At 39.2% G+C, this 22,558-nt stretch carries 21 protein-coding genes; 13 read left to right on the top strand and 8 right to left on the bottom strand.

The features are described 5' to 3' along the window. Positions 1-8: 8 nt before the first annotated feature. The 7 genes from RSX31_RS05295 (at position 9) to RSX31_RS05265 (ending at position 6,782) form a co-directional block, all read left to right on the top strand. Positions 9-599 (top strand): cob(I)yrinic acid a,c-diamide adenosyltransferase, encoded by a 591-nt coding sequence (locus RSX31_RS05295; RefSeq protein WP_148968856.1) that lies wholly within the window; start codon positions 9-11, stop codon positions 597-599. Then, positions 589-1,074 carry an ECF transporter S component gene (locus RSX31_RS05290; RefSeq protein ID WP_148968857.1) on the top strand — a complete coding sequence of 162 codons (486 nt, stop codon included), beginning with the start codon at positions 589-591 and terminating at the stop codon, positions 1,072-1,074. The genes RSX31_RS05295 and RSX31_RS05290 overlap by 11 nt, the downstream gene beginning before the upstream one ends. Further along, on the top strand, positions 1,071-1,790 hold the full coding sequence (locus RSX31_RS05285; RefSeq protein ID WP_315633713.1) for an ATP-binding protein: 720 nt from the start codon (positions 1,071-1,073) through the stop codon (positions 1,788-1,790). Before RSX31_RS05290 ends, RSX31_RS05285 begins: the two co-directional genes overlap by 4 nt. A 167-nt stretch (positions 1,791-1,957) precedes the next feature. Next, positions 1,958-2,911: an LCP family protein gene (locus RSX31_RS05280; protein WP_148994002.1), complete on the top strand. Its 954-nt coding sequence runs from the start codon at positions 1,958-1,960 to the stop codon at positions 2,909-2,911. A gap of 455 nt (positions 2,912-3,366) precedes the next feature. After that, positions 3,367-4,212 (top strand): pyrroline-5-carboxylate reductase, encoded by an 846-nt coding sequence (gene proC / locus RSX31_RS05275; RefSeq protein ID WP_148968860.1) that lies wholly within the window; start codon positions 3,367-3,369, stop codon positions 4,210-4,212. 118 nt (positions 4,213-4,330) lie between these two features. Beyond that, a complete protein-coding gene (gene proB / locus RSX31_RS05270) occupies positions 4,331-5,446 on the top strand; it encodes a glutamate 5-kinase (RefSeq protein WP_148994000.1) in 1,116 nt (371 codons plus the stop codon). Between the two features lie 73 nt (positions 5,447-5,519). Next, complete coding sequence (locus tag RSX31_RS05265; RefSeq protein WP_315633701.1) at positions 5,520-6,782, top strand: glutamate-5-semialdehyde dehydrogenase; 1,263 nt, start codon at positions 5,520-5,522, stop codon at positions 6,780-6,782. 79 nt (positions 6,783-6,861) lie between these two features. Here RSX31_RS05265 and RSX31_RS05260 read toward each other — a convergent pair whose 3' ends face one another. From RSX31_RS05260 to RSX31_RS05230, 7 genes are all read right to left on the bottom strand, one after another. After that, on the bottom strand, positions 6,862-7,617 hold the full coding sequence (locus tag RSX31_RS05260) for a 3'-5' exonuclease (protein WP_148968863.1): 756 nt from the start codon (positions 7,615-7,617) through the stop codon (positions 6,862-6,864). After that, positions 7,617-9,533, bottom strand: a complete 1,917-nt coding sequence (locus RSX31_RS05255) for a DUF294 nucleotidyltransferase-like domain-containing protein (RefSeq protein WP_315633699.1) — start codon at positions 9,531-9,533, stop codon at positions 7,617-7,619. Before RSX31_RS05255 ends, RSX31_RS05260 begins: the two co-directional genes overlap by 1 nt. A gap of 188 nt (positions 9,534-9,721) precedes the next feature. Beyond that, positions 9,722-10,252 (bottom strand): D-glycero-alpha-D-manno-heptose-1,7-bisphosphate 7-phosphatase, encoded by a 531-nt coding sequence (locus tag RSX31_RS05250; protein WP_148993997.1) that lies wholly within the window; start codon positions 10,250-10,252, stop codon positions 9,722-9,724. Between the two features lie 200 nt (positions 10,253-10,452). Beyond that, positions 10,453-11,646 carry a class I SAM-dependent rRNA methyltransferase gene (locus RSX31_RS05245; protein ID WP_148993996.1) on the bottom strand — a complete coding sequence of 398 codons (1,194 nt, stop codon included), beginning with the start codon at positions 11,644-11,646 and terminating at the stop codon, positions 10,453-10,455. A 121-nt stretch (positions 11,647-11,767) separates the two neighbouring features. Then, a complete protein-coding gene (locus RSX31_RS05240; RefSeq protein ID WP_187443508.1) occupies positions 11,768-12,601 on the bottom strand; it encodes an alpha/beta hydrolase in 834 nt (277 codons plus the stop codon). 252 nt (positions 12,602-12,853) lie between these two features. Beyond that, positions 12,854-14,086 carry an aminopeptidase gene (locus tag RSX31_RS05235; RefSeq protein ID WP_148993994.1) on the bottom strand — a complete coding sequence of 411 codons (1,233 nt, stop codon included), beginning with the start codon at positions 14,084-14,086 and terminating at the stop codon, positions 12,854-12,856. A gap of 334 nt (positions 14,087-14,420) precedes the next feature. Further along, a complete protein-coding gene (locus tag RSX31_RS05230) occupies positions 14,421-15,677 on the bottom strand; it encodes a helix-turn-helix transcriptional regulator (RefSeq protein WP_148993993.1) in 1,257 nt (418 codons plus the stop codon). Positions 15,678-15,897: 220 nt separating this feature from the next. On the opposite strand from RSX31_RS05230, the gene RSX31_RS05225 reads away from it, so the two are divergent. Next, positions 15,898-16,917 (top strand): threonine aldolase family protein, encoded by a 1,020-nt coding sequence (locus RSX31_RS05225; protein ID WP_315633697.1) that lies wholly within the window; start codon positions 15,898-15,900, stop codon positions 16,915-16,917. A gap of 58 nt (positions 16,918-16,975) precedes the next feature. Here the strand turns inward: RSX31_RS05225 and RSX31_RS05220 are convergent, their stop codons facing one another. Continuing rightward, positions 16,976-17,305: a YckD family protein gene (locus tag RSX31_RS05220; RefSeq protein ID WP_148968871.1), complete on the bottom strand. Its 330-nt coding sequence runs from the start codon at positions 17,303-17,305 to the stop codon at positions 16,976-16,978. 128 nt (positions 17,306-17,433) lie between these two features. Here RSX31_RS05220 and RSX31_RS05215 point away from each other — a divergent pair, with 128 nt between their 5' ends. The 5 genes from RSX31_RS05215 (at position 17,434) to RSX31_RS05195 (ending at position 22,520) form a co-directional block, all read left to right on the top strand. Beyond that, a complete protein-coding gene (locus RSX31_RS05215; RefSeq protein ID WP_148993991.1) occupies positions 17,434-17,838 on the top strand; it encodes a sporulation protein in 405 nt (134 codons plus the stop codon). A gap of 174 nt (positions 17,839-18,012) precedes the next feature. Next, entirely contained in the window at positions 18,013-19,752 is a 1,740-nt protein-coding gene (locus RSX31_RS05210) for a carbon starvation CstA family protein (RefSeq protein ID WP_148993990.1), read from the top strand. A gap of 137 nt (positions 19,753-19,889) precedes the next feature. Continuing rightward, on the top strand, positions 19,890-20,147 hold the full coding sequence (locus RSX31_RS05205) for a cory-CC-star protein (protein WP_148994297.1): 258 nt from the start codon (positions 19,890-19,892) through the stop codon (positions 20,145-20,147). A gap of 24 nt (positions 20,148-20,171) precedes the next feature. Further along, entirely contained in the window at positions 20,172-21,131 is a 960-nt protein-coding gene (locus RSX31_RS05200) for an ArsA family ATPase (RefSeq protein ID WP_148993989.1), read from the top strand. Positions 21,132-21,266: 135 nt separating this feature from the next. Beyond that, positions 21,267-22,520 carry a M24 family metallopeptidase gene (locus tag RSX31_RS05195; RefSeq protein ID WP_148993988.1) on the top strand — a complete coding sequence of 418 codons (1,254 nt, stop codon included), beginning with the start codon at positions 21,267-21,269 and terminating at the stop codon, positions 22,518-22,520. The last annotated feature ends 38 nt before the right edge of the window (positions 22,521-22,558 follow it).

Below are 22,558 nucleotides of genomic sequence, written 5' to 3'. Positions count from 1 at the left end.
GGGTAAGTATGCAGCTTTACACAAGAACTGGTGATAAAGGTCAAACAAGTTTAATCGGTGGAAGAGTAGATAAAGATGATATTCGTGTCGAAGCATATGGTACATTGGATGAAGTGAATTCTTTTGTTGGGCAAGCCGTTTCAGAACTGGATGTCGAGCGTTTTCAGGATGTCCTACAGGATTTAGAGACGATTCAGCATGAACTATTTGATTGTGGCGGTGATCTATCCAACGTTTCTAAACATAGAAAAATCAAACTTCAACCTCAATCCGTCAAGACGTTGGAGGAGAAGATTGATAGGTTTACGAAGGAAGCGCCTCCACTTGAGAAGTTCATTTTACCAGGAGGTGTGAAAGCTTCATCAAGTATTCACATAGCTAGGACGGTTACAAGAAGAGCAGAGAGAATCATGGTTTCGCTTTCAAAAACGGACGAGGACTTTCCTATTGTGACATTGCAGTATATCAATCGATTATCCGACTACTTTTTTGCCTTAGCACGTGTGATCAATTATCGTTGTAATGTAAAAGATGTTGAATACATTCGCAGCGCAAACGTATTTTCAACAGGTAAAGTTCAGAAAAAAAATGAAAAGTAATCTTAGGACTCTTTTATTACTTTCCTTGTTTATGGCTTTTTCTGCGATCGGTGGAATGGTAAAGATACCTGCTGTAATTGGGACGATTGCTTTAGATAGTATGCCTGCACTATTAATTGCATCCCTTTACAATCGGAGATGGGGTGCAATCGTTGCAGGGGGAGGACACTTACTATCAAGCTTATACGTTGGTTTCCCGTTGGGACCGTTTCATGTTCTCATTGCTATTGAAATGGCCTTCTTTGTATGGGTATTTGGATATGTGTTTGCGAAAGGAAAAAGGGTACTTGCAGCCATTCTGTTTTTTATAGGAAACGGTCTACTGGCAGGAATTCCATTTATATTCATCCTTAATCCTTCATTTTACTATGCTATTATTCCTTCATTATTAATAGCCAGTTTCATTAATTTAACGGTAGCACACTTCTTGTATCCTCCTCTGCATTCAAAAGTGAATAGGGGGGAAACCGCATGACCAAGCTTCGAGATGTTATATCCATTTCAATTTCAGATCAGGAAGAGCTGATACTGGCTTCTGATTGCAGCGGAGGGATTGGAAATAAGGAAGAAGATGTAGTCCTTGCGGATCCTGAGACAGTGGGTTATTACTGTTTCCGTGTAGCAGTGATGGAATGTTTGGCCGTGGGGGCAAGGCTCAAAGCTATTCAATTACTGAACTTTACAAGTGAGGCTGCATGGGATCAGTATTGCAGTGGTGTGAAAAAAGGATTAAGTGAAATGAACCTGGATGGTATTCCTATTACAGGGAGCACTGAATCGAATATCAGTCTTAATCAATCGGCCATTGGAGTTACGTGTATTGGCATGAGAAACAAGAAAAGTCCCATTTCCTCTTGTTCAAATCTTGCTTATGCGCTTATCGGAACCCCCTTGGTAGGAAATGAAGTGATAGACCAACATACATTCATCGCTCCATTATCTCTATTTATGAATTGTGTTCATCACTCATCTATCATCGATATAATGCCAGTCGGCTCTAAAGGCGTTCTTCATGAACTTTCTCTCTTATCAGGGAAGCCTTTAAGAAGAGAGAATGTCACTTCAACTCAAGACTTGGACAAATCCAGCGGGCCTTCTACTTCATTCATCATTTCATACAGAAAAGCGGAGGAGCTTGATGTAAAAGACCTTACAAATGATTTCTTCCATTCACTCGATTTGCAGTGGTAGGAACAAATAAATACTTTTATGGATATTTGTGATAAAATATACTTTCAAATGATATGGAGAAATGTGTTAGTTCATCCAAGATTCTTTGATTGTCAATTTCATTCGAATAGAGTACTATTTCATACTATCATCAGTAATTCATGAATGTCATAAAAGTAGGTGAAGAAATGGATTCACGATTAGATCGCAAGTCTAAAAAGAAAAAACGCGGAAGAAAAGTGATATTGGTATTATTATTACTTATATTTAGTTTACTCGGTTATGCAGGGTTTCAATTTTATAGCGGATATAAAATGGCTGGAGACGATAAGCTTCAAGAAGATTATACATTCAATGGTGTGAAAGATAAGGACGGTAAGGTAAACGTACTGCTATTGGGAGTCGACAGCAGAGGCGAGGAGAAATCCAGGACCGATACGATGATGCTCGCACAGATCGATCCGAAAACAAATGAAACCAAACTCGTTTCCTTTATGAGGGATATATATGTTGAAATACCGGGATACCAAAACTATAAGCTGAATACAGCATTTTATTTAGGTGGACCAGAATTGCTCAGAAAGACCATCAAACACAACTTCGATATTGATATTCAATATTTCATGGTAGTCGACTTCAAAGGATTTGAACAATCCGTTGATGTATTGGCACCTGATGGAATTGAAATGGATGTGGAAAAGGCGATGTCGGAAAACATTGGCGTTTCCCTTCAGCCTGGTGTTCAAAACTTAAATGGGAAAGAATTATTGGGGTATGCAAGGTTCCGTGCTGATGCAGAGGGAGACTTTGGCAGGGTTGAAAGACAACAAAAAGTCATAAATGCTCTTAAAGATGAGGTCCTCTCAATAGGTGGAGTGACAAAGCTTCCTAAAATGGCGGGATCCATTCAACCCTATATTCAGACAAATATGAGTAAGCTTGATCAAATTTCCATCGCTAAAGATATCCTGTTGAGTAATAGCAGTGATATGGATAAGCTCACCATTCCAGTTGAAGGGTCGTATGGTTTTGGCAGCTATAGCGGTGTAGGATCTGTACTTGATATTAATTTTGAAGAAAATATACAAGCTCTGAAAGATTTTCTTAATGGTAAGAGCTCAGACGAAGTTACAACTGAATGAATTTATAAAGCCCGTAAAGCTGAAAAATGCTTAACGGGTTTTTTTTGACGAGTGGGAAGTAGGAATGAATACATCGATAAGAACTGACCTGACAGTATGTGTTGGAAAAATCGACTCTCATTCAAGCAGTAAAGCAAAAGTAAAAATTCTGATTATACGCTCTCTGAGCCAATATATAGCCTTTAGAAGGAATCTGACTAACATAAATGGTAATGATAACGCTTCCACTTCGTATTTCGGCTAATTCCTAACTACTTCCTTTATTGCCCTTGATATCATATACCAGCATGTTACGATTATAAACGTTGTGAACAAACACACGACAACAAAGGTTTTTAGACACATTAACCAGGAAATTTAACAACAAACAATTCTTTCATATTTAATATTAAACTTAAACATTGAATGTACGATTAAAAACCCGAAAAATAATGTAGGAAGAGGAGTGGATATGATTGTTAAAACATAAAACGATTGCTTTTCTAGGTGCAGGAAACATGGCGGAAGCAATGATTTCAGGTACTGTACAAAGCGGAAAGATCCCATCAGAACAAATTATTGTTTCTAATCGAAGCAATCAAGGAAGACTTCAGGAAATGAAAGCGAAATACGATGTAACAGCTTTAACAAAAGATGATCTACCCTTTAATGAGATAGATATTCTTATTCTCGCAATGAAACCGAAGGATATTGATAAAGCATTAGATTCAATTAATCACTTAGTAAGAAACGATACAGTGATTATGTCGGTTCTGGCAGGAATCACTACTTCTCATATGGAAGAGCAATTACCTGCAGGTCAGCCTGTTATCCGAGTTATGCCAAATACGTCAAGTATGTTGAAAGAATCTGCTACAGCCATAAGTGCAGGTCGCTTTACTTCAAGAGAAGATATGGAAAATGCAAAAGCGTTATTATCGAGCATTGGTGAAGTGTTCGTGATTGAAGAAGGTCAGATGGATATTTTCACGGGCATTGCAGGCAGTGGCCCGGCATACTTTTACTATTTAATGGAACACATTGAAAAGACAGGTGCCGAAGCCGGATTAGATCCTGAATTAGCACGTAAAATCGGAGCTCAAACCATTTTCGGTGCAGCCAAAATGATGCTTGAGCGTGAAGAATCACCAACTCAACTTAGAGAGAATGTAACATCCCCAAATGGTACTACAGCTGCAGGACTGGATGCACTAGCAGAGTTCGGCGGAGGTAAGGCTATCTCAGAAGCTGTCAAGGGAGCAGAAAAACGATCGAAAGAAATAAGCTCATCCTTACAGTCCAAACAATTAGTAACTAGCTAAACAAACATCGAATCCTAAACACCCCAAATAACTAATACCAACCAAACAAGAAATACAAGTCCGTCCCTACACACATAAAGAGGGGCGTGGGACGGACCTTTTTACTAGGAGTGATTGAATGTCCCAAAATAATCAGAAGAAACGTATCGTAATCAAGATTGGAAGTAGTTCATTAACAAGCCTGCATGGAGAAATGAGTCGTAGAAAACTGGAACGCCTTGTTGATGAAGTTGTCCGTTTAAAGGATGATGGCCATGAAGTATTGCTTGTTTCATCAGGTGCCGTCGCTGCCGGTTATCGTAAACTAGGATGTTTAACACGTCCTAGCTCTCTTCCGGAGAAGCAGGCAGCAGCAGCTATTGGTCAAGGACTATTGATTGAAGCGTATTCCGATCTGTTAATTTCCAACGGATACGTGGCTTCTCAAATTCTGATCACTCGTAGTGATTTTTCTGATGAAGACCGATATAACAATGCAAGAAATACAATCAATGTCCTGCTTGAAAGAGGGATCATCCCAATTGTCAATGAAAATGATACAGTAACGGTTGATCGACTGAAATTTGGAGACAATGATACCCTGTCTGCCAAAGTTGCGGCATTAGTGGATGCTGATCAACTCATCATTCTATCTGATATTGACGGACTGTATGATTCTGATCCACGTAAAAATCCAGATGCTGAACTGCTAGAAAGCGTAACGGAAATTACTGAAGATATCGAAGACATGGCAGGAGAGCCTGGAAGTTCTGTAGGAACTGGTGGAATGAGATCGAAAATCGATGCATTTAAGATCACAATGGCTTCTGGAATTCCTGCGTTTCTAGGTAAATCAGGAAACTCAGATGTTATTTACGATGCTGTCCAACATACAGCAAAAGGGACGTACTTTGAAACGGCAGAAGATTCCGTAAACCTTGATTCCAAAAAGCAATGGATTGCGTTCAACTCAGGTCCTGAAGGTGAAATCACCATCGATTCAGATGCGAAAGACCGTATTCTGGAACAAAAAGAAAGCTTAACTATTGATGATATTTATACTGTAAAAGGCCGATTTAATAAAGGTGCAGTGGTGCGAATCCTTGATAATCGAAATGAAGAAATTGGTTTGGGAATGGTCAATTTCCGTTCAGGACAACTGAAAAATCCTACAGACATCAAAGCTGATCAAATCGCAGTCGAAATTGACCAACTAGTATGTCATGTTGATTTACCCATCCCAGTAGGAGTATAAAAGAAGGAGTTTGTCTCATTCTTCCCCTGCACAATCCGGTAGAATTCTTTTTCAAAAAAACAGGAGGTATTTGATGACTTTAACTATAGAAAAAACTGATGTAAAAAAACAAGCTATGCTAGCAAAGAAAGCTTCTAAAACACTGAGTATGCTGACTACCGACCAAAAAAATAAAGCCCTTCATATACTTGCCGATCATTTAGAGGCGAATTACGAATCTATACTAAAGCAAAATGAAAAAGACCTTGAAAGAGGGAAAGAAAAGGGCTTCGAAGCTGCATTTATGGATCGTTTATCACTTTCAAAAGAACGTGTTGAAGATTTCGCAAGTGGTCTCCGTCAAGTAGCTGACCTGGAAGATCCCACTGGACAAATAGTATCCGATTGGACTCTTGAAAATCAACTGCAAGTTCAAAAAGTAACAGTCCCTCTTGGGGTAATTGGAATGATTTATGAAGCACGTCCAAATGTAACGGTTGATGCAACCGGATTAGCACTAAAATCCGGTAATGCCATTGTCCTGAAAGGTGGTTCAAATGCCATTACCTCGAACAAAGCAATTGTGGATGTCATGCATGAAGCACTTGAGAAAACGGATATTCCTAAGGATGCAGTACAATTCATTAATACAACCGATCGAGAAGCAACGGGTGAGCTATTTACGATGAAAGAGTATATTGATGTGCTGATTCCCCGCGGTGGAGGTGCATTAATCAATGCTGTCGTTAATAATGCAACTGTACCTGTCCTTGAGACTGGAGTAGGAAACTGCCATATCTATATTGACAAAGAAGCTCAAGTGGAAAAAGCATTAAACATAATCATCAATGCAAAAACAGACCGTCCAGCGGTATGTAATGCAGCTGAAACCGTCATCTTGCATGAAGACTGGTTTAAAGAAAATAAGAGTGCATTTGTAGAAAAGCTTAAGGAGCACAATGTATCCATTCACGGAGATGAAAAAGTTGTCGAAGCGATTGAAGATGCGAAACCTGCCGGAGAAGAAGATTGGGCAAATGAATATTTAAGTCTGGATATTGCCGTGAAAATTGTACCTTCTTTGGATGAAGCAGTCGATCACATCGAACAATATGGTACAAAGCATTCAGAAGCGATTGTCACGGAAAACACAGAAACAGCGAAGAAATTCATGATGCTCGTTGATGCTGCCGCCCTCTATCATAATGCTTCCACTCGTTTCACTGATGGAGGTGCGTTGGGATTCGGTGCTGAAATTGGAATCTCTACACAGAAACTTCATGCCAGAGGACCTATGGGGCTCCCAGCGTTAACAACCGTTAAGTATATGATGCATGGAACTGGACAAATCCGATAATCAACATAGAAAAACGCTTGAGGTAATTTCCTCAAGCGTTTTTTCTCATTAATCAGTTATCAGGAGGGAAGAGTTCAGATTAAAAGCCCGAGCTTGTCTCCTCCAGTATAAACTCATTCAATCCTTTTATCGTGTGAACTTCTTGCTGATAACAGATTTTTAATAGCTCTTCAAAGATTTCGGCGGTCATGATAGCGTCATTCAGAGCATGATGCCGTGTCCTGTAGTCGATGTCAAATCGTTTTACAAGGGAGTCCAGGTAGCAATCGTCCCGTTCCAATAATCCATTGGCAAGCGAAAAAGAGTCGACATATTCAGGATCAAATGAAGGGAGCTGCCACTTATAAATCCGTTTTTGGAGAAAATTTATGTCGAAACTAGCTGGGTGAGCGACTAAGATCGTTCCTTTACTGTACTCAATAAATCGCTCCAGTCCGATAGGTAACGTAACACCATTCAGAAAGTCTTTTCGTCTCAGACCTGTAAATCGCTTCGTATCCCTCGACACCGTTTGAAGGGGATTGATGACCTGGTAGAATGTATCTCTCCGTTGCACTTTACCTTCCTTAACCTTAACCGCTCCGATCGAGATGATTTCATCCCCTACCTCCGGAAAAAAGCCCGTTGTCTCAAGGTCGAATATGGTAAAGTCACAGTCGAATAAATGTTTTTGTTGTAGCGTGGGTTTTTCTTCTTCAAACTCTTTTAGGGCACGAGATAATTTATGGTAGGAAAGCTTTTCTTTTTCCCGTTTCACTTGAAAGCGAAAGAAAAATTGCTGCCATAAATAATATTTCAGAATGCGGTAACCCACATTAATTCCAATATCATTCATTAAACCACCCGGTTCCTATTAAAACTAATTTCCATCACTTGTTGAAGTCGATTAGCAATCTGGATGGATTCTTTTAATTTCTGACGATCTTCTTTTGAAAGAGTACGTACATCAATATCATTACTTAATGGTTTTCCTTCTATAAGTTCAATTAGGTTTTGCTTTGTACGGAGAGTGAGGAGAATATGCATCGCTGTTTTTACATTTTCAGCATCCCTTGGATGGAATGCCTGCATCTTCTTCAATGCTTGAACCCTCTTTATGGTGTTGACTTCTTTAATTCCGTATTTTACCGAATGAATGCGAATCATATTGACAATTTGCAAAAGCCCCGACTTTTTAATGTTAAACAAATGATTCCTGGGTTTCAGGTTGACTCGTCCCAAAGGGCCAACAGGAAGTTTGAAACGAAGGGCATCTTTTCTTAATAATTGTTGCATATTGAGAGACCGTTTCGATTTTTCCGCTAAATAATTTCGAATTTCCTCTGCGATGGAGTAATCACCATAAATGGGGCGGAAATCATAAAACATCGTAATGTTTTGAACTTCCTGTGCATCTATTTCATATAGCCATTCATCAATTGCCTTTTTCCAATCAGTATAAGATCGTTTCCATTTCTGTTCCTTCGCCATGATTCCGCCAGTACATTCAGGAAAACCGCATGCAGCAAGCTTTAAATTGAGTTTTTCGGTGAATGCCTGGAAATACAAATCAACCTTTTTAAGATCGGACAAGTGATTATAATCATCAAGAATGATTCCATTATCCTGATCTGTATGAAAGCCTTGCTCACTCCTGCCTTGACTGCCCATGACGATAAAACAATAATTGATAGGCGCAGAACCGAAGCCTTCCTGACGCATTTCTTTTTCGGTTAATTGAATGATTTTTCGGTGAAGGCGATCATTATAGTTTGAGATCACTTCGCAAATATCGTAGCCAAAACTATCTTGAAGGAGTAGATCTTGAATGAACTGTTGAAAGGTATTACTTTTAACAGTTGCCAGCTCTACGAGTTCGTCATTCGAAACAGCTTTTTGGATTTTATATGAGAGGTCCAAATAATTTGAATCCTGTATATTGAGAAATGATGTACTCGTCAGAACCCCAACGACTTCATCATTGCGGATGATTGGTACAAAATCCACTTCTTCATGTTTGAAATAAGAAAGGGCTTCATAGGCAAAGGATTCATCACGAATCCAAAACGGTTTTTTCTTCATCCAGTCTTTTACGGATTCACTAATTATCGGGTTTGTAATATAAGACAGGATTTCATGTTGGGTAAGAATCCCTTTCATTTGTTTCTTTTGATCTACTACCACTAGACCATATGTATCTTCTTTTTTCATCTTTCTGGCTGCGTCAAGAACAGTGGCATTTTCGTCAATGAAGGTGGGGCGATCCATTAACGTATGTACTTTAGTTCGAAACAGGTTGATATTTTCGTCGTCGGATTCATTGGCAGATTTCGCTTTTATTTCATCGTACAATGTTTTCATGCGATTTCCAATGCTTTCGAAGATGATCTTTGAAAAGTCATTGTTCTTGGTCATTATCTCCAATAGTCGATCCTTTCGAATGCGGAACACAGTACAATCCTCTATTGCCTGCACGGAAAATGTCATTTCACCGCTTGTAAGCATAATCATAATCCCGATTAAGTCTCCAGGATAATAGAATCGGAGTGAATACTGTTTGCCGCTCGAGCGATGGAGAACATTCTTCGCAAGCCCTGAGACAAGGAAGTATATATCAAGTTCTTCTACCGTTTCATCTTCATGAAAAAGGAATTCACCCTTTTTAAAAGTGGTGTATTTAGAACCGGAAATAATGTAATCTAGCTGTTCAGTGGTCAGAACATCAAAGGGGTAGTGATCTCGTATAATTTGTAATAATTCCTGCTGGTTCATCGAATACCTCCCGTTCTCATTAGTCCCATAGTACTTTACCATAGAATTCCCTATTTTGAAAACGATAAAACGGGATCTTCCGGATGTCCCGATGTAAGTTTGAATGGAAGTATTCAATGCTTCACGAAAGCACTTAATAATCAAATATGGGATAAAAAAAGGTGTCCCGTTTGGGGCACCTTTGAGACTTATTTATTAGTGAGGATAAACTCAGCAGCATCCATTAAGTTAGTAAACATGTGATCGGCGTTATATAGATGAGAGGGGCTGTCTGAAAGTAAGACAGTAGTGCATCCCGCTTTGCGACCAGCTTCAATATCTACCTCGCGATCACCTACCATATACGATTGGCCAATATCAATATCATGCTTTTTTGCCAGGTCCAAGAGCATCCCTGCTTCAGGTTTTCTGCACCCACAACCTTCGTGAGGCTTGTGAGTACAACAGGATACCTCTTGAATGAACCCCCCGGCCTTTTCAATTTCCCTTAACATATGATCGTGAATGGATTGAAGTTGTTCATGAGATAGATATCCTAACCCAACTCCACCCTGGTTGGTAACGACGAAAACTTGAAAATCGGAATCAGTCAATAATTTAATAGCTTCAAGGACTCCCTCCAGGAAATAAAATTGATCGGGTCGATTAACAAATGTCACTCTTTCTGTTTTCACCTCATTAATTACTCCATCACGATCAAGAAAAACAGCTTTTTTCATCAGTAGACCTCCTTATTCGATCTTTTTCTCCAATAAGTTCAAGCGATATGTCGCATTATGCGGTTTCCGAGGAAATAATGACAGATTATTCTGTCATCTATAGAAACAATAAACCTAAACGCATTAATTGAAATTTTACCACCTTTTCTCTATATAAAGACAGGAGGAGGGACGGACCTTTAAAGGTCCGTCCCTATCCATTATAGTTTTTGAATAAAGGCGACTTTAAGGTAATCACTTTGTTTGTATTGACTGAGGGTTTTAAAGTCTTCCGGCAGTGTGTATTCTTCGAGTATTTTATATTTTTCATTGGTTTCTTTAAAGGCTGTTTCAATAAAGCTTTTGAATTTCTTCATATTGAAGGTGCTGCAATTAGTGGATGCCACAATGGTACCCTTTTTTTCAGTAATGGTAATCGCTTCTTTTAACAAATCTTTATAATCCTTAGCTGCACTGAATGTATGTTTCTTTGAACGGGCAAAGCTTGGCGGATCGAGAATCACAAGATCAAAGGAGAGTTCTTTTTTTACGGCATATTTAAAGTATTTAAAGACATCTTCTACAATGATGTTTTGTGCTTCGTAATCGATCCCATTAATACTGAATTGTTCAATAGTCTTACTTAAACTGCGATTAGCGAGATCAACGCTGGTTGTTTCCAGGGCACCACCGAGTGCAGCGAACACAGAAAAAGCACCTGTGTAAGAAAACGTATTCAATACTCGTTTTCCTTCAGAGTATGAGTCACGAATTCGTTTACGCACTTCACGTTGGTCAAGGAAAACCCCTACCATTGCGCCGTCATTTAAATAGATGGCAAATTGAACGCCATTTTCCTTGACGAGAAGAGGGAATGAAGGGCGGGTTCCTTCAACGAAATCATCTTCTTCCACATATTTTCCTTCCTGTGCAAATCGCTTTTTCTGATAAATGCCTTTGTAATCCGTTAATTCTCTTAACCCTTGCATAACTTCTTCCTTAAAGGCATAGGCTCCTTTTGAATACCATTGAACGAGGTAGTATCCATCAAAGTAGTCTATGGTGATTCCTCCAAATCCGTCTCCTTCACCATTAAACACTCGAAACGCGGTCGTATCTTCACTATAAAAGAAGTGAAGACGTTGATTGATGGCAGCTTGAAGCTTTTTAAAGATAAAGTCTTTGTCAATTGCTTCTTGTTCTTTCCAACTCAGAAGCCATCCGATTCCTTTGTTCTGTATTCCCGAATAGCCTTTGGCGATAAAGCCATTGTTATTGTCTACAAGTTTGAGAACTTCTCCTTCTTGAATATTCTCAATTGATGTTGTCACATTTTCTTTATTAAGAAGGGGGAATCCTTTTTGGAATTGTTGTATGTATTTAGGGTTTGCTTTAATGATTCTTTCTTTTGTCATTCTACTCATCCTAACCTTGAGGTTTAGTCTTGTGTAGTATAGAACGTAAAGGAAGTTTACGCAACTGTACATTAAAAAACTTCCCTATTCAGATATAAAACTATCTGAATAGGGAAGCAGATCATTTACCCCATAAGTGATCTCCTACAAGCCGGTCTACTTTTATCGTTTCATGTAGTCCGCTATGAGAAATGGATGGATCATACACGATCCTGGATTGATATTGGTTTTTTTCAAAAAGTGATTGACTGCCTATAGCACTTTGAACATTCACCACATCATCACCCGATCCTGCTATGGATAATACGTTTATATCGGAAGGGATTAAATGGCGATTGAGAAATAATTTCTTCAATGCACGTGATTCAGGTTTTAAGTCTATAACAGCTGCGCCTGTATTGATTTGATCATAGGAATCCTTCGTAACACCAAGGAAAGGGGTGGCAATCGTAATGAATTTATGAGTCCGGGGGACAAACGAGCTATCCCTGGTATTTAGAATATATTTTGTTGACGCAAGGCCGCCCATGGAGTGGCCAACAATATTTACATTTGAAACGTCAAACTGATGATGTAAGAGCTTCATGGCATTTTCTAACCAAATCGCCTGTTTCTCCAATGATGCCCGATTATCTTCAAAAATGACTTGAACGAGTGGAGGTGAAGTGGGATTTGTGGAAAGAGATCCTTTATACACCACACTGCCATTCTCTGACACATAAATCTCCAATTTTTTTTGACCCCAGCCATGCTGGTTTTCAAAACGTTCCAGCATCGTTCTGAAAGAATTATATGTACCTTTGTACCCGTGGACAAAGACAGTGGGATATTTCTCTTCAACGGTTAAGGGTTTTTCACTGGATTGTACATTTGTAGTGCGAAATATTATATATAAAGTGAAGAAAGAGATAATGATGCCACTCCATAAAAACGAATGTTTGTGATTGATCGACAAGGAAATCGCTCCTTTAAAAAAGGTATACTTCTATTGTAAAGGATTCGTGAAGTATTGAATATGTTAAAAAAGAAATTTGTTTGTCATATTATATGTAACTTTTACCAATTATGTGGCGAGGTTTTATAATAGTAACCCTTTTCTCCAAAAGCGTGATTGAGAGAAAACAATCCATGAACGAAAACCTCAATAAAAAAAGGCTTAAATAAATTATTTAAGCCTGCACCATTATTCTTCCTTCTAAATCAAATATTAAACCCAATCACCAGCTTTGAAGATAGGTTCAATCGTTCCGTCTTCCTTTTCGCCGTCAATGTCTAACTCAGCTGATCCTATCATGAAATCTACATGAATCATGCTTTCGTTAAAACCTACTTTCTGTAATTGTTCCGCCGTCATATTTTTGCCTTCCTCCACACACACTGATAATGCTCTACCCAGCGCTATATGACAAGAAGCATTTTCATCAAAAAGTGTGTTGTTAAAGATAATGTTTGTATTAGAAATGGGGGAGTTGTGAGGAACCAATGCCACTTCTCCTAAATAGGAGGCACCTTCATCTGTTTCGAGCAGATTTTTCAGGGTTTCATATCCTTCCTCAGCTGTAAATTCTACCACTTTACCGTCTTTAAATGTTAGTGAAAAGTTCCTGATTAACGTACCGCTATAGTTAAGTGGTTTCGTACTCGTGACAGTCCCATTTACACCCTGTTTGACTGGGATTGTAAACACTTCTTCCGTTGGTAGGTTCGGAACAAAGGGAATTCCTTGATCATTTGTAAACTGGGCACTGATCCATTTTGTTTGTGGGTGAAATTCGATGGAAAGATCTGTTCCAGGTCCTTTATAATGAAGCTTTTTGTATTTGCTTTCATTTAAACGGTCGGCGTTCTTATTCAGATTACTAATATGAGATTCCCATAGAGCTACCGTGTTCTCCTGATCCGTCCGGGTTGTATAAAAGATGTTTTCCCATAGTTTATCGATTGCTTCGTCCTGAGAGAGTTCAGGGAAGACAGTTTGAGCCCATTCGATTGTAGGGAATGCCGCTATTAACCAGCTGATTTTTCCGCCGCCGATATAAGCAGAAAAATCTTTCATTGCTTCAGCGGAAGCTCTGTTCAAAATGGCAACCCTTTTTGGATCTGAATCTCTTAATAGTGAAGGGTTTGGTGCCGCTAAATTTAGTAGCGCGACATTATTTTCCGCCATTTCAATAAATCCCTTTGCCTTCCAATCAGGAAACGCTTTCAATCCTTCCTCAGAAGAACTGTCTAAGCGGATTTTCTTTAACTCTTCATCGTAGAAGTCGGTTAGTACATTTAATGCACCGGCTTCATATGCCTTCTTAGTAACAAGTCGAACAAATTTATACGCAGTAATAGGTGCAGAAATCAGAAGTTCTTGATTCTTTTGCACGTTTAGTCCTACCTGTACGATTAAATCTGCGTATCTTTCTAAATTACTTTCAAATGATGTATTCATCTAAAATCCCCCTAAAATATGTATTCAATACTAACTATATCTCTTTATTCAGAAAATTTCATTGAATAATTACAATTTCCAATCAATTGATTGATAGGAGTATACGTAAAGTATGTAGAACTTCTTTATTCCCGGGTGGGTTGCCTAATAAGCTGAACAATTGAAAAGGACTGGTCCAAAATAGGCCAGTCCTGATTGCTTTGTGTTTATAATTTTCCTGAGTATGGTGGGAACTCTTCTTCATTGGAGTTGATTACGACAACACCAGAGAGTGCCATAGCAGTCAGGCTTGTGATTAGTAATAATTTTTTCACCTTTTTCATCATTTCACCTCCTATACAGTTAACATTTCTTCATAAATGAGATTAGCTTCATTTAGATGAAATGCTGCATATTTATATTTTCTAACCCCTTGGTAATATTGGCCAAGGAATTTAGAATACTCAGCATATAATAGATGGGATCCGCTTTTTTTAAAGAAGGGGAGTGCATATTCCTTCATAAACGCCTCAAAACCTTGTGGAAAATCATTTAATGCAAACTGATAATAAGATAATTGATAAAATTTATCGGGGAACTTTTCTTTTGAGCAAAGGTGTAACCCTTTAGGTAACCAGAAACGCACCTCGGAAAATTGGTTCTTTTTATAATATTCCTTGACCAGAGAGAGAATAGAGTACAGCTTTCCTTCTTCGTCCGATCCTTTCAATTCAATACTTCGCAAATAATGCTGAATGGCTTCATCGCTCTTGTTCATAAATGATTTTAAATATCCCAGGTTTTGCTCTACCTTGGAATTTAACGACGTATAGTCTATGGATTGAGAAATGAAATTGGCCCACTCATAATGCTTTATCGCTTCTTCGCTATAACGTATACGCCGATAGCAAATTCCTAAAATCAAATGCACCTCAGCGCATCTTTTCTGGAAATAGACCCCCTGGAAAATAGAGAGTGACTTCTCCCCGTAGAATATTGCTAATCGGTACCTACTTAAACGGGTCAGGACCAGGCTGAATAAATAATATAAATCTGCTCTTTCTTCTTCATTGATCACATTTCCAATTACATAGCAGGTTTCAGCTTCTTTCAGTTCTCCGATGGCTTTATCGTACTCTTTAATCAAATAATAATAGTTACCTTTGTATTTGTGATAATAGAATTTCAGTGCATCGGTCAGTTCTTTATAGTTGGATTGAATCTGTTTCATGTTATCCAACGCGTTCTGAAGGTTCCCTTTAATTAGTTGAACACGAAAGCAAAGGATCTTATAGAATAAATGTGGAATGAGATCATCCGTCTGATCAAGGTCCTTCTTAACGACCTCATTGATAGACTTGGCGTCCTCTGTTTTATTCCACAGTAGAGCATGATTCCATTTCTCAAGTAGTTTGTTCAAATGGTCAGTCGTATCAAGAAGATTATTTACACCTAATCGGTCACAGAGTAAATTAATTATGTCATTTGACGGAGTAACTTGATTGTTTTCCAGTTTGGAAAGGTATGATACGGAAATAATCCCTTTTGATAAATCTTCTTGTGTTAAATTTCGTTTTAGTCTGTGAAAGCGGATTTTAGAACCGATTGTCATATGACCTTCTCCTCTAACTGGTTTTATTTACTCATTTCGTTCAGGTAATTGATTATTAAAATAGTAACATATAAAAAAGGTAAATGTTTTGAATATTCCTATAATTATATTTTTTTCTGGGTATTTTGTATGGTCTTTTATTCATCTCAAGGTTGATTCGTCAACCACCTACTTTTGTTATAATGAAAGTAGTTTAAGGTTTAAGAGGAGGTATTTCATTTTGATCGATTTAAGAAGTGATACAGTAACAAAACCAACAGAAGAAATGCGAAGGGCTGCGTTCGAGGCTGAAGTAGGGGATGATGTGTATGGAGAAGATCCTACAGTCATAAAGCTTGAAAGAGAAGCTGCCACTTTACTCGGTAAAGAAGCAGCCCTATTTGTAACAAGTGGTACTCAAGGTAACCAAGTTGCTGTATTAACACACACACGTCCAGGGAATGAAATTCTATTAGAAGCGAATTCTCATATTTTCTACTATGAATCAGGAGCGGTTGCCGCATTGGCAGGTGTTCAAACACGTACGATCCAAGGGATAAATGGAGAGATGGATCCGATTGAAGTAGAAGCGGCTATACGTACTGAAGATCAGCATTTTCCAGAAACAGGGCTCATTTGTTTGGAGAATACACATAATCGTGCAGGTGGAGCAATTGTGTCTCCAGAGAATATGAAAGCGATCTATACTCTAGGGAAAAAACATTTAATTCCAGTGCACATCGATGGAGCGCGGCTCTTTAATGCAGTATATGCTAGTGGAAGAGATATCAGGGAGTTCACTGATCATTGTGATACTGTGCAAATATGCCTATCCAAAGGTTTGGGTGCCCCTATAGGGTCTATCATCGCAGGTGATCATACATTCATTAATCGTGCCCGAAAGTGGAGAAAGCGATTAGGCGGGGGGTTAAGACAGGTAGGTCTGGTTGCTGCCCCAGGATTGGTTGCATTAACAACTATGAGAGAACGATTAGTGGAAGATCATGAGAAAGCAATCGTACTTAAAGAAACCCTTCAAGCCTGTAAGGGTATTGAAGTAATCAATCAAGTTGATACGAATATTGTCGTTGCAGATGTAAAGGGAAGAGGAGAAACAGCAGACCAATTCATTGATGAGTTAAAAGAAAAGGGGATTCAGGCAGTGACCTTTGGTCCTACTCTTGTACGTTTTACCACTCATTATGATGTTACAATGGAAGAAATAAACAAGGTGTCTGAAATATTGAGGAATCTTTCTTAATTACTGGAGGGGATATTCTGATCATTTTAGTAGGGAAGGGCCAAAAAAGCCCTTCCGCTTACTCTTTTTGATCTAGTTTTTTTCCATGGTGTGAATGTGGATGCCATCTCATCATGTAGTCATTATCTTTCAGTTTTTGATACTTAGCTTCCATCATTTTAAGTACGTTATCTCCCTGTTCTTTTGAGAAGACGCCATATTCTACATATTTGTTCACAAGTTCTTTTTTTGTTGAATACATCTGTTCATGCAATTTGGCAAGCTCGGCTTTTTGTTCTTCAGTAAGGTTTACCTTAGGCGTTTGTGGTTCACCTTCTGCTGCTGCAAATGTACCGACACTCAAGCTAATCAAGAATACAGCTAAGATAGATACAACCAGTTTTTTCATTTTATTCACTCCTTTCCAATGTTTCTCTCATATTGTTTGCGGAAAATCCGCAGAATATGTAGGAATAGATGGATAAGAGGGGTACATGATAGGTTAAAGACAATTAGACATGGAAAGGTGGCTGAAATATGTTTAAACAGTTTTTGTCAAGTATTGGGATAGGGCATGTTAAAGTAGATACAATCGTGCACAAAACGAAAATTTCTCCTGGAGATTCAATCGAAGGTGAAGTCATTTTGATCGGTGGTATGGCCGATCAGCCTATTAATGAAATTCGTTTATTGCTTCTTGAAAAATATGAGGAGGATAAAAAGGATAGTGACTTTTCTTATCATGAAAAAGATTTAGACACGATTATCCTTGATAAGATCGGTACAATTGGTGCGGGTGAAGAAAAGAGGATTTCTTTCACATTTCCTACATCTACGGATCATCCCAAAACAACGGATGCTAACAAAACCATTTTAAGAACCACAGTAGACATACCCCAAGCGGTAGATCCGACAGACGAAGATAGCATATACGTCGTCTAACTCTAAGGCAGATTCTATTATTGAATCTGTCTTTTTATTTGGTTTATAAGACCAATAAGAGTAAATGTTCTCATTGAAAACCATAAAAACCCAATGTAAAATGTAGTAAGCGTATACATTCTAAAAATTCAGATATTTAAATGTGTACAAATTAAAAAAAGAAGGAGGAATTTGATGGGTGGAATATGGTTAGCTGTAATAGGGGGGCTTGTCTTTTTATTAGGGTATAAATATTATTCCAAGCTTATTGCTGAGAGGGTGTACCGTCTGGATCCGAATTATGTCACGCCTGCACACCAATACAAAGATGGTGTCGATTTCGTCCCAACGAATAAGTTTGTTCTGTGGGGTCACCATTTTACTTCTGTAGCAGGGGCGGCTCCGATTGTAGGACCTGCAATCGCCGTTTACTGGGGATGGCTTCCAGCATTTCTTTGGGTCATATTAGGAACAGTATTTGCAGCCGGGGTGCATGATTTTGGAACTTTGGTTCTTTCAGTTCGAAACAAAGGACAATCCGTCGGTTCATTAGCCAATAAGTTAATAGGGAAAAGAGCAAAAGTACTTTTTCTATTTATTATTTTAATTCTTGTGTTGATGGTGAACGCAGTATTTGCCTGGGTTATTGCAAATCTGTTCATTACTTTCCCTGCTAGTGTCGTCTCGGTGTTCATTCAGATTCCATTAGCAGTTTGGATTGGGTATTCGGTTTATAAGCGTAATGGCAGCATGTTGTTGCCTTCAATCGTTGCATTGGCAGTCATGTATGCATCAGCTGTCATTGCAAGCCGTGTTGATTTTTTGCAAATTGATTTAGTTCGTTATTTTGGTGGACAAGAGGCCACATCATTGTTTGGCTTAAGTTCAACAAGTATGGCTTTCCTGGTGTGGATCATCATTCTGATGATTTATGTATACATAGCTTCAACTCTACCTGTTTGGAAGCTATTACAGCCACGTGATTATATCAACTCCCATCAATTAATCGTTGGGTTAGGGTTGCTATATCTTGGACTCTTGTTTACAAATCCTGAAATTACCGCACCAATGACAAACGGAGCTGCAGATGTTTCCTGGTTCCCGTTACTATTTATCACAATCGCCTGCGGTGCCATTTCCGGATTTCACGGATTGGTTTCATCAGGCACATCATCAAAACAGTTGGATAAAGAAACGGATGCACGCTTTGTAGGGTATTTAGGAGCTGTAGGTGAAGGGGCACTTGCATTGATAGCGATCATTGCATGTATCACATTTTTCCCGAACGTGGAAGAATTCCAAGCTACTTACAGCGGTTTTGCTGCAGCAAGCGGTGCTGGGCTTGGTGTCTTCATCCAAGGAGCCGGACAACTTGCAACAGGTGTGGGAATTCCTGCTGATATCGCAGCTACGATTGTTTCAGTGATCATTGTGAGCTTCGCTGCAACAACATTGGACTCCTCTGTTCGACTGATGCGCTATATCATCGCGGAGTTGGGAGAAGAGTACAACGTAAATCCTTTAACAAATGCTCATGTTGCAACGACGATTGCCGTTGTTTCAAGTGCAGCTTTAACTTTATTACCTCAAGGCCCTAAAGGATTCGGGTCGGGTGGGTACCTTCTATGGCCGCTTTTTGGTACATCGAATCAATTGCTTGCTGGAATCAGTTTACTTCTGATTACCATCTGGCTTAAGCGTCAAGGAAGGAATTATATCGCTACCTTGATTCCAATGGTATTCCTTATGTTCATGACCTTATGGGCGATGATTAACCAAGTCGTGTTTGAATGGTCAGGTGTAGGAGAATCAGAAGGGAATATGCTGCTCTTTATCTTTGGTAGTATCATTCTCATTTTCACTTTATGGATTTTAATAACTGCGGCATCTTCCCTATCCAAAAAGGGAGATGATCCTTCACAGTTCTCTGCTTAGTCATGAGATAGATAAGGGGGACTCGGGTCCTTTGCCCCCTCTTTCTACTTCTTTTTGAAGGAGGAACAAGTTTATCGCAATTAACAAGTCACATTACAGACACAACAATAAGGAGGGGAACACGAATGGATTCGTCTATGAAAGAAAAGTTTAAAAGAATCATACAGCTATACGATGAAATCATTTCCCTCCCTCACAAAACGGAAATCGCCAGGGAATTGAGAGATGAGGATGATTTATTCTTATTATTGCTCTATTCAGATATGCTTGGCCTGCCGAATCCCGTTTATTATTACACATTGGAACTTTATCCATATATAATAGAGAAATTTCACGATTGGCATTTGAGAATGGGAATGGAGCACTCGCCCTTGGATGGAATCAGATGTTGTTGAAGTATAGGGAGGGGGGATTCATACATGAATGAATTACAACACCAGACGATTCTATTTGTAGGCGGTAAAGGAGGAGTAGGGAAATCAACGTCTGCCTCTGCATTAGCCGTAATGTTTGCGAATATGGGAGAAAAGACGCTAATCATCTCCACAGACCCCGCCCACAACCTGGGAGATATTTTTCACCAGGAAATCAAGGGGGATAAAACTCCTCTACTCAAAAATCTATGGGGTATAGAAATTAACCCTGAGGTTGAAACACATGATTACATTAACGGAGTGAAACGAAATTTAAAGGGAATGGTTAAATCGAAGATGGTCAATGAGGTTCACCGTCAAATCGATATGGCAGCTTCGGCACCCGGGGCAGAAGAAGCTGCATTATTTGACAGGATGGTTTCCATCATTCTCGAGGAGGGAGATGAGTTCGATAAGATCATTTTTGACACAGCGCCCACAGGCCACACGATCCGACTTTTATCCCTTCCTGAACTCATGGGAGTATGGATGGACGGGATGCTAGATAGGCGGAAGAAAACAAACAAGAACTATTCACAGCTATTAAATGATGGCGAGCCGGTAGAGGACCCCATTTATGATGTCCTGCAAAAGCGTCGTGAAAAGTTTTCAAAAGTACGGGGGATTCTACTGGATCAAAAAAGAACAGGATTTATCTTTGTACTCGTTCCTGAAAGGCTCCCGATACTGGAGACAGAAAAAGCCATTGAATTGATGTCTAAACACGGATTGAATATTGGGGGACTGATCATAAATAAGATCCTCCCGATTCAGGCAGATGGAGAATTCCTGCAAAAAAGAAAGGACCAGGAAAAATTATACCTAAAGCTGATGAGAGAGAAGTTTACAAACCAGACCTTATATCGAATTCCTCTATTAGAAGAAGATATCTGTTCACCCCGTCATCTTGAAGAGTTTGTAGACTATCTACAGAAAGAAGTAATTAGTGGTGAAAGAACCATTTAGCAAAAGAGAATACATAGGAGCTGCTGACCATTGGGGGTATTTTATCCAATGGTCATTTTTATTTTTCAGGAGGAAAAAATCATTATTTGTCGAAAATGTAATGAAATCAATTCATGAAACAAGGGAGTGATACCCATGAGTGGAGATATGAAACATTTACCGGGAATTCTTCCGTTGAAGAAAAGAGAAGAAACACGGAACCGATGGCTATTTCATCGACTTAATACCCTTTTACCTTCCTTAATGAAAAAGCATAATCTTGATATGTGGATTATTGCTGGGAGAGAGTATAATGAAGATCCTGTTCTGAAAAGTCTTTATCCGGCATCAATAGACGGTTCCGGGAGATTGACGATTCTAGTGTTTTATCTTGACGGAGATCAACAACTGAAAAGGTGGGTACTGCATCCTAATCCGAACTTTGAGCCATTTTATGAACGTGTCTGGAAACCGGAAGATTGTGATCAATGGGAGTGCCTTAAGCGTCTTGTAGAAGTTCACTGCCCTGATACAATTGCGTTGAATTATTCCCCGACGTTTGCTGTAAGTGATGGTTTAAGTCATTCGTTTTACCAGCATTTAAACATATTACTTGATGAGTACTCACATAAATTTGTGTCTGCCCAACACATCATTGTTGATTGGCTGTCTATAAGGTCATCCAAGGAACTTACAGCCTATCCTTCAATAGCGGAACTTGCGAGGCAAATAGCGGCAGAAGCTTTATCCGGAGCGGTGATCCATCCTGGTATCACAACGACAGAAGATGTAGTCGATTGGTTAAGGCAATGCGTCTTGGATTTAGGAATGGAAACGTCATTTTACCCCACGGTGGATTTACAAAGAAAAGGGGCAGCGATGGAACGATTAGAAGGGGAAATCATTCGATGTGGAGATATTGTACATTTGGATTTTGGGATTCGTTATCTCGGTTTAGCGACAGACACCCAGCAACTCGCATACGTTCTCTATCCAGGTGAGGAAGAAGCTCCTGAAGGACTTCAGTCCGCGTTACAAACAGCCTTGAGGTTTGAAGATATCATTACAGAAGAAATGAAAGTGGGGAGAAACGGCAATGAAGTATTTCATCGAGTAATGAAAAAGGCAAGAGATGAAGAGATAGAGGCGATGCTTTATTCTCACCCCGTAGGAAACCACTGCCATGAAGCAGGGTCCTTATTGGGATTATATGATCAACAAAGAGACATCCCTATAAAGGGCGACCTCCCTCTAACAGCAAATACATGCTATGCCATGGAATTCAATATTAAACAATACGTTCCTGAATGGGATCAGATTGTGCCGATTTATCTGGAAGAGCCCGTTGCCTTCATTCAGAACCGATTGGAATACATGGCCAAAAGGCAAATGGCCTTCTATTTAATATAATGAAAGAATGAGTACAATGAAGGGAATTGTACTCATTT

This window comes from Rossellomorea yichunensis, assembly GCF_032337515.1.
Classification (GTDB): Bacteria; Bacillota; Bacilli; order Bacillales; family Bacillaceae_B; genus Rossellomorea; species Rossellomorea yichunensis.
The sequence above is the reverse complement of the archived record's forward strand: the minus strand, read 5'-3'. Positions and strand labels throughout refer to the sequence as shown.